Here is a 6,353-nt window from a genome sequence, read left to right on the forward strand (position 1 = left end):
CGGCCAACCCTGCCACGGACCCGGCCGCCCCGACGCCTCTCCCTCAACTCCCGCCCCCGATGGGGGCAGTCAGGAGAACCCTCAGCATGTCCGACAACGTCGTACGCCTCCACAAGACCCCCGAGCCTGCTGCTCAGGACGCGTCGGTGACCACACTGACCGTGGTGCCGGACGCCCCGGCCCCGGCCCCGGCGCCGGTGCCGGGGTGGGTGCGCTCCGGGCGGGCGGTGAAGCGCATCGCCACCGACGAGCGCACCACGACCACCCTCCGCGCGGCGGCCCGCCACGGGCTCTACACGTTCAACGGGGGCCGGATCGTGGCCCGCCGCACCTGGGACGGCCGTACCGGTTCCCGCTACGAGCGCATGATCCGGGCGGCGGAAGCCGCGGGGAATCACGAGCTGGCCGAGGAGTGGGAGGAGCGGTTGCAGCGCTTCCGGGATGCCCGGCACCGGCGCCGCATGGACCTGCTGCACTCCCCGCTCGACGCCGCCAAGGGGGTGGCCGTCGGCACGGGGATGAGCATCGGAACCCTGGTCGCCCTCGGCATCGTGATGGCCCTCAACACCAAGGACGTCGCCGACGTCATCACGCCGCTGACTGCGGTGATCGAGTTCATCGGCCTGCTCATCACCATCGTCCAGGTCGTCTGGCCCTACGCCGTCACCCTTGGGCCGCTGTTCGCCCTGCTCGCCCTGTGGTCAGTCGGCCGCAAGCAGCAGGCCGCACCCCAGTGGGCCCTGCCCGACAACGTCCGCAACGGGGAGGGTGAGCCGATCACCCCGTCCATCGTCGTCAAGGCCCTGCGCGACCTCGGCGTGCCCGCCCTGCGCAACGCCATCAAGGAAATGGGCGACGCCGGCGCCTCCATGCTCGGCCCGATCCGGATCGCCGGATGCGGGGTCGAGGTCGACGTCACGCTCCCGTCGGGGGTGTCGACGGTGGAGGTGCAGCAGCGGCGGCGCAAGCTCGCCGAGAACCTCACCCGGCATGAGCACGAGGTGTTCATCACCCTCCCGCAGGCCGCCCGCACGGTCAGGTTGTGGATCGCCGATTCCGGGGCGTTGGACGAGCCGATCGGCCCGTCTCCGCTGGTCACCGACGAGTCGCTCACCGCTGACTACGCCAAGGGGCGCGCCCCTTGGGGGCAGGACCTGCGCGGCGATGCGGCACTGCTGAGCCCGTATCAGCGGATGCTGCTGGTCACGGGCCTGTCCAACCAGGGCAAGACGGCCGCGCTGCGGGCGCTCGCGCTGTGGCTCGCTTTCGATCGCAGCGCGGAGTTCCGCATCGCCGACCTCAAGGGCGTGGGCGACTGGGACATGTTCGACGGGCTCGCCACCATCCTGATCCAGGGACCGACCGATGAGCACGTGATCGAGGCGACCGAGATGGTCGAGGACGGGGTGGAGGAGATGAACCGCCGCCTCCAGGCCCCGCCCGGCAGCGTCTTCCCGCCGCTGATCCTGCTGGTGGACGAGGCGCAGGTGGCGTTCATGTGCCCGGTCAAGGACGAGCAGAAGCGCCCCTATGGCGGGTCCAGGAATGAGTCCCGGTACTTCATGGCATGCCGGAAGATCCACAACCAGGGCCGCGCGGTCAACGTCCTGCTGTGGCAGGGCACGCAGGACCCCACCGACCAGAACCTCCCCAAGCTCGTCCGCGAGGGCGCCCACACCCGCGCCTCCCTCGCCCTCGGTACCGAGTCGCAGGCCCGCATGGCGCTGGGAGACAAGGCCGTCGACGGCGGCGCCTCCCCGCACCTGCTCCGGCAGGGCCTGGACCAGGGAACTCTGGTCGTTTCCTCCAGCGGCATCGATATCCCGGCCGGGCAGGCGTCCATCACGGTGCGCACGCACTACATCAGCACCGACGATGCAAAGGAGATCGCCGGGCGGGCCAAGGCGCTGCGCGACGGTGTCACCACCCTGCACGTCGTCGAGCGGGGCGAAGAGCGTGACCCGCTGGCCGACATCGCGTCCGTCCTCGGTGACGCCTCCCGCGTCCTGACCGCCGATGTGCTCAAGCGGCTCTCCGCGCTCAACGAGGACGCCTACGGCACGTGGACGCCCGGCGACCTCAAGCGCGTGCTGGAGGACGCCGGCGCGGAGCCGTACAAGTCCGACGGCCGCATGGTCGTCGGCCGCGACCGCGTCGCCCGTGCCCTCGCCAACCGCGACGACGAGGGTTCCGCTTCCACCGACGGATGACAGGGAGCCGACCCCCGAACGGTCAGGGAGGCAGGGAGAACTCCCTGACCCCCTCCCTGGCCCGCCTCCCTGGCTCTGACCTGCACGAATGATCGTTCAGGGAGTCAGGGAGGCACCGCAGGTCAGGCCCCTGAAACCCCCTCCACACGGCGCCCCGAAGGGGGTGTCTCCGCCTCCCTGACCAACTGCCGGAAGGGATTCCGCATGCACCCCGAGACCACCCCCAGCACGAGCCAGACCGACGTCCGGATGACTGACGAGCAGGCCACAGCCGAGGCCCGGCGGATCATCGCCGAGGCCTACCAGCCCGCGCCCGAGATGCCCACCGCCTACCGGGACCCCAGCCCCCTGCCCGCCTACGGCAGCACGCCCCCGGTGCCCCAGCCCGACCGCCGGATCGTCCCCGCATGGGCCGCCGGCACCGCGGTCGCGGGTATCGGCGTCGGTGCCGCGTGCGTCGGCGTCGGGTGCGGCGTCTGGCTCGCCTGCCAGGGCTTCGCCGCCGTGTCCCTGACGAGCGTCCTGTTCGTCACCCTGCCCATCGCCGCTCTGGCCGCCGTCGTCGCGGCCATCGGAACCGCGCTGCGCTCCCTCAAGGCCACCCGCACCGAAACCCACCACCACTACACCGGCCCGGTCAACCAGGAGAACACCACCTCACACACCCGCGGCGTGTTCGCCCGCAACACCAACCGCTAGCTACGCCAAGGGCGGCCCCCTCGTCTCGCCAAAGTCGCGGGGCCGCCCTTGTCCAACCCGTCCTCATCAGACCTGTTGGAGGTCTCCCAGCATGACGCAACCCACGACCATCCCGCGAGCCTTAGCGGCGGGAGCTCCCGCCGCGGGCGGAATGCGGTTCTACCTGACCACCCACAAGCGGCATTGGCTGCGCCTGACCGACGTGCCGCTGTTCCTGAAGTCCGAGCACTTCGACCGCGCCATCAAGTGGGACGAAGCCCGCGGCCCCTACGCGGTCGACTCGGGCGGGTTCATGGAGCTGAAGAACAAAGGCACCTGGACCCGTTCGCCCCGCCAGTACGTCGATGACCTGCGCCGCATCTGGGAGCACGTCGGCCCCTACGACTGGGCCGCACAGCAGGACTGGATGTGCGAGGAAGCCATCATCCACGGCGGCACCTTCCAGGGGCAGCACTTCGTCGGAACCCATCTCAGTGTCGCCGAACACCAGCGCCGCACCGTCGCCAACTTCCTCGAACTGCGCTCCCTCGCGCCGGACCTGCGCATCGCTCCCGTTCTTCAGGGTCGCAGCATCCCGGAGTACGAGCGGTGCGTGGAACTGTTCGAGAACGCTGGGGTCGACCTGCGGCGTGAGCCGGTGGTGGGGCTCGGGTCGGTGTGCCGGTTGCAGTCCACCCGCGAGGGTGCCGCGATTGTCACCGCGATGGCTGCACACGGCTTCAAGCTCCATGGCTTCGGTTTCAAGATCCTGGGCTTGGAACGCGTCGGGCACCTGCTCGCCTCCGCGGACTCCGCGGCCTGGAGCTCCCACGCCCGCCGGCGTCCGCCTCTGCCTGGCCACACCACGCACAAGAACTGTGCCAACTGCATCGACTACGCCCTGAAGTGGCGTACCCGAGTGATCAGCGCCATCCCCACCCATCGGCAGACGCTGCTCATCGATCGGAGTGCAGCATGAACCAGGCCTTGACCGTGGATCTGACCTGTCTGCCGCGGCTCGCTTCCGCCCTGACCGCGGCGGAGCGCGGCTGGCCGGTCATCCCGCTGCATCCGTACACGAAGCGGCCTGCCGGGCACCCCGAACGGGATTGCCCCAGCACCGGGCGCTGCGCGGACGGGCACCGCACGCCCGAGCAGCGCGCCACCACCGACCCCGCGTTGATCCACGCCACGTGGGCGCTGCGCCCGTACAACGTGGGGATCGCGACCGGCCCGGCCGGGCTGCTCGTCATCGACCTGGATGTGTGCAAGCCCGAAGAGCCGAAAGGAGCGCCTGACGGCGCAACTTCCCTCGCAGCGCTCTGCGAGCGCACCGGCCACACCGTCCCCGACACCTACCGGGTGCGGACCGCACGCGGCGGGGAGCACCTGTACTTCACCGCCCCCACCGGGGTCCGGCTGAAGAACAGCGCCAACCGTCTCGGACCGCACATCGACACCCGCGCCTGGGGCGGCTACGTCGTCGCCCCCGGCAGCACCACCCCCGACGGGACGTACGAGGTGACCGACGACGCGCCGGTCGCACCGCTCCCGGCGTGGCTGGCCACGCTGCTCACCGAGCCGACCAAGCCCACCGTCGTGGACCTGGCCCCGCTACGGGACGGCACACGGGCCGCTCGCGCGGCGCTGGAACGCGAATGCGCGGTCATCGCCGGTGCCGTCGAGGGCGGGCCGAACGGCCGCAACAACACCCTGCACAAGAGCGCCTGCAAGGTAGCCCGGTTCGTCGCGTGGGGCGACCTCCCCCGGGACGCGGCGGAGCAGGCAATCCAGGCGGCGGGGGAGGCGAGCGGACTACCGCCGGCCGAGTGCCGCACCACCATCCGCAGCGCCATGGACTGGGTCATCGCCCACGCCACACAACGGCAGGCAGCCTCATGACCGCCCCCAACTCCCCCCGCCTGGACTGCCCCACCGCCCCCACCACCAGTCAGCACGCCGCTCCACAACCTGTGGATCGTGCGGCCCCGGGCGAACCGAAGGGCGCCGCCCGCAAGGGCGTCCTCACTGCCCTTCGCTCGAACCGGTCCCCGGCCCGGCCCGGAGCCGACCCGACACCAGACGCCCCCGGCATCCGGATCTTCGCCCCGCCCGTCTACCGGCACCACTACGACGGCGCCCGCTGGTCCACCCGGCCCGGCGCCCTGCCCGCCGCCGCCTACGCCTGCCCCTGCGGACAGACCGCCACCGCCACCGGCCCCGACCAGGTGGCCGCGCTGGTCACCGAGTACGACGCCCACCGATCCGCCTGCTCCGGAGCTCTCACCGCAACCCCCGAAAGGAGGGCCGCCGCATGACCCCAACCATCGACGGGGCCGCGCTGCTCAACGAGGTGGAAGCCTTCCACCGCCGCTTCAACGTCTTCCCCACGGAAGCCGCCTACGTGGCCGTAGTTCTGTGGGACGCACACGCCCACCTGCTCGACTGCTTCGAGTCCACCCCCCGCCTCGCCTTCCTGTCCCCCGAGCCGGGGTCAGGAAAGTCCCGGGCGCTGGAGATCGTGGAAACGCTCGTGCCCAATCCGATGGCCGCAGTCGACGCCTCCGCTGCCGCGCTCTTCCGCGCGGTGGCCGGCGTCGACGGCAAGCGGCCCACGATCCTCTTCGACGAAATCGACACCATCTTCGGCCCTAAGGCCGGGGAGAACGAGCAGCTCCGGGGATTCATCAACGCAGGACACCGCCGCAATCGGCCGATGTTCCGTTGCGTGGGCGACGGCGCCAACCAGACCGTGCAGGCATTCCACTCCTACGCCGCCGTCGCCGTGGCCGGGCTCGGCTACCTGCCCGAAACCATCCGGGACCGCTCCGTGAACATCCGCATGCGCCGCAGGGCCCGCAACGAGACGATCGAGCCCTACCGCACCCGCATCCACGAGAAGGAAGGGTTCGCCCTGCGCGACCGGCTCGCAGCATGGGCAGAGCAGGTCAGCGAGCGGGTCATGAACGTGTGGCCGACCATGCCCGAGGGCGTCACCGACCGGCCTGCCGACGTATGGGAACCGCTGCTCGCGGTCGCGGACGCTGTCGGCGGGGACTGGCCCGACCGGGCCCGTGAAGCCTGCGTGTTCCTGGTCGCAGCGTCCAAGGCCAACGACAAAGGCAGCCTCGGGGTCCGGCTGCTGACCGATCTGCGCGACCACGTCATGGTCGGCATCGACCGCTTGCCCACGGTCGCGATTCTGGACCGGCTCAACGCCCTGGACGACGCTCCGTGGGCGGACCTGCACGGCAAGCCGCTCGACAACCGGCGCCTGTCTCGGATGCTCGCCGAGTACATGACGGCCGACAACGAGCCGATCACCTCCCGCAACATCAAGGCCGCCGGGAGCGTGCTGAAGGGTTACTACGTCGCCGATCTGAGGGACGCGTGGGCCCGCTACTGCCCCCCACCCCCGGAAAGTCCGCTACCTCCGCTACCCGGCACTGAACACGCGGCCTGACC

6 protein-coding genes are annotated in these 6,353 nt (G+C 70.9%); all 6 read left to right on the plus strand.

The features are described from left to right. Positions 1-86: 86 nt before the first annotated feature. The 6 genes from ACFTZL_RS39085 to ACFTZL_RS39110 all read left to right on the plus strand — a co-directional run bounded on the left by ACFTZL_RS39085 (position 87) and on the right by ACFTZL_RS39110 (position 6,351). The gene (locus tag ACFTZL_RS39085; protein ID WP_382593505.1) at positions 87-2,210 is read left to right on the plus strand and encodes an ATP-binding protein; all 2,124 of its coding nucleotides are present in this window, start codon (positions 87-89) and stop codon (positions 2,208-2,210) included. Between the two features lie 204 nt (positions 2,211-2,414). Then, positions 2,415-2,909, plus strand: coding sequence for a hypothetical protein (locus ACFTZL_RS39090; protein ID WP_382593508.1), 495 nt, complete (start codon positions 2,415-2,417; stop codon positions 2,907-2,909). A gap of 91 nt (positions 2,910-3,000) precedes the next feature. Further along, a complete protein-coding gene (locus ACFTZL_RS39095) occupies positions 3,001-3,867 on the plus strand; it encodes a hypothetical protein (protein WP_382593511.1) in 867 nt (288 codons plus the stop codon). Next, positions 3,864-4,790: a bifunctional DNA primase/polymerase gene (locus ACFTZL_RS39100; RefSeq protein WP_382593514.1), complete on the plus strand. Its 927-nt coding sequence runs from the start codon at positions 3,864-3,866 to the stop codon at positions 4,788-4,790. Before ACFTZL_RS39095 ends, ACFTZL_RS39100 begins: the two co-directional genes overlap by 4 nt. Next, on the plus strand, positions 4,787-5,206 hold the full coding sequence (locus ACFTZL_RS39105) for a hypothetical protein (RefSeq protein ID WP_382593517.1): 420 nt from the start codon (positions 4,787-4,789) through the stop codon (positions 5,204-5,206). The genes ACFTZL_RS39100 and ACFTZL_RS39105 overlap by 4 nt, the downstream gene beginning before the upstream one ends. Then, positions 5,203-6,351 (plus strand): DUF3631 domain-containing protein, encoded by a 1,149-nt coding sequence (locus ACFTZL_RS39110; RefSeq protein ID WP_382593520.1) that lies wholly within the window; start codon positions 5,203-5,205, stop codon positions 6,349-6,351. Before ACFTZL_RS39105 ends, ACFTZL_RS39110 begins: the two co-directional genes overlap by 4 nt. The last annotated feature ends 2 nt before the right edge of the window (positions 6,352-6,353 follow it).

Origin of the sequence: Streptomyces sp. NPDC056948, from assembly GCF_042674225.1 — a bacterium.
In the GTDB taxonomy this organism is placed as follows: Bacteria; Actinomycetota; Actinomycetes; order Streptomycetales; family Streptomycetaceae; genus Streptomyces; species Streptomyces purpurascens.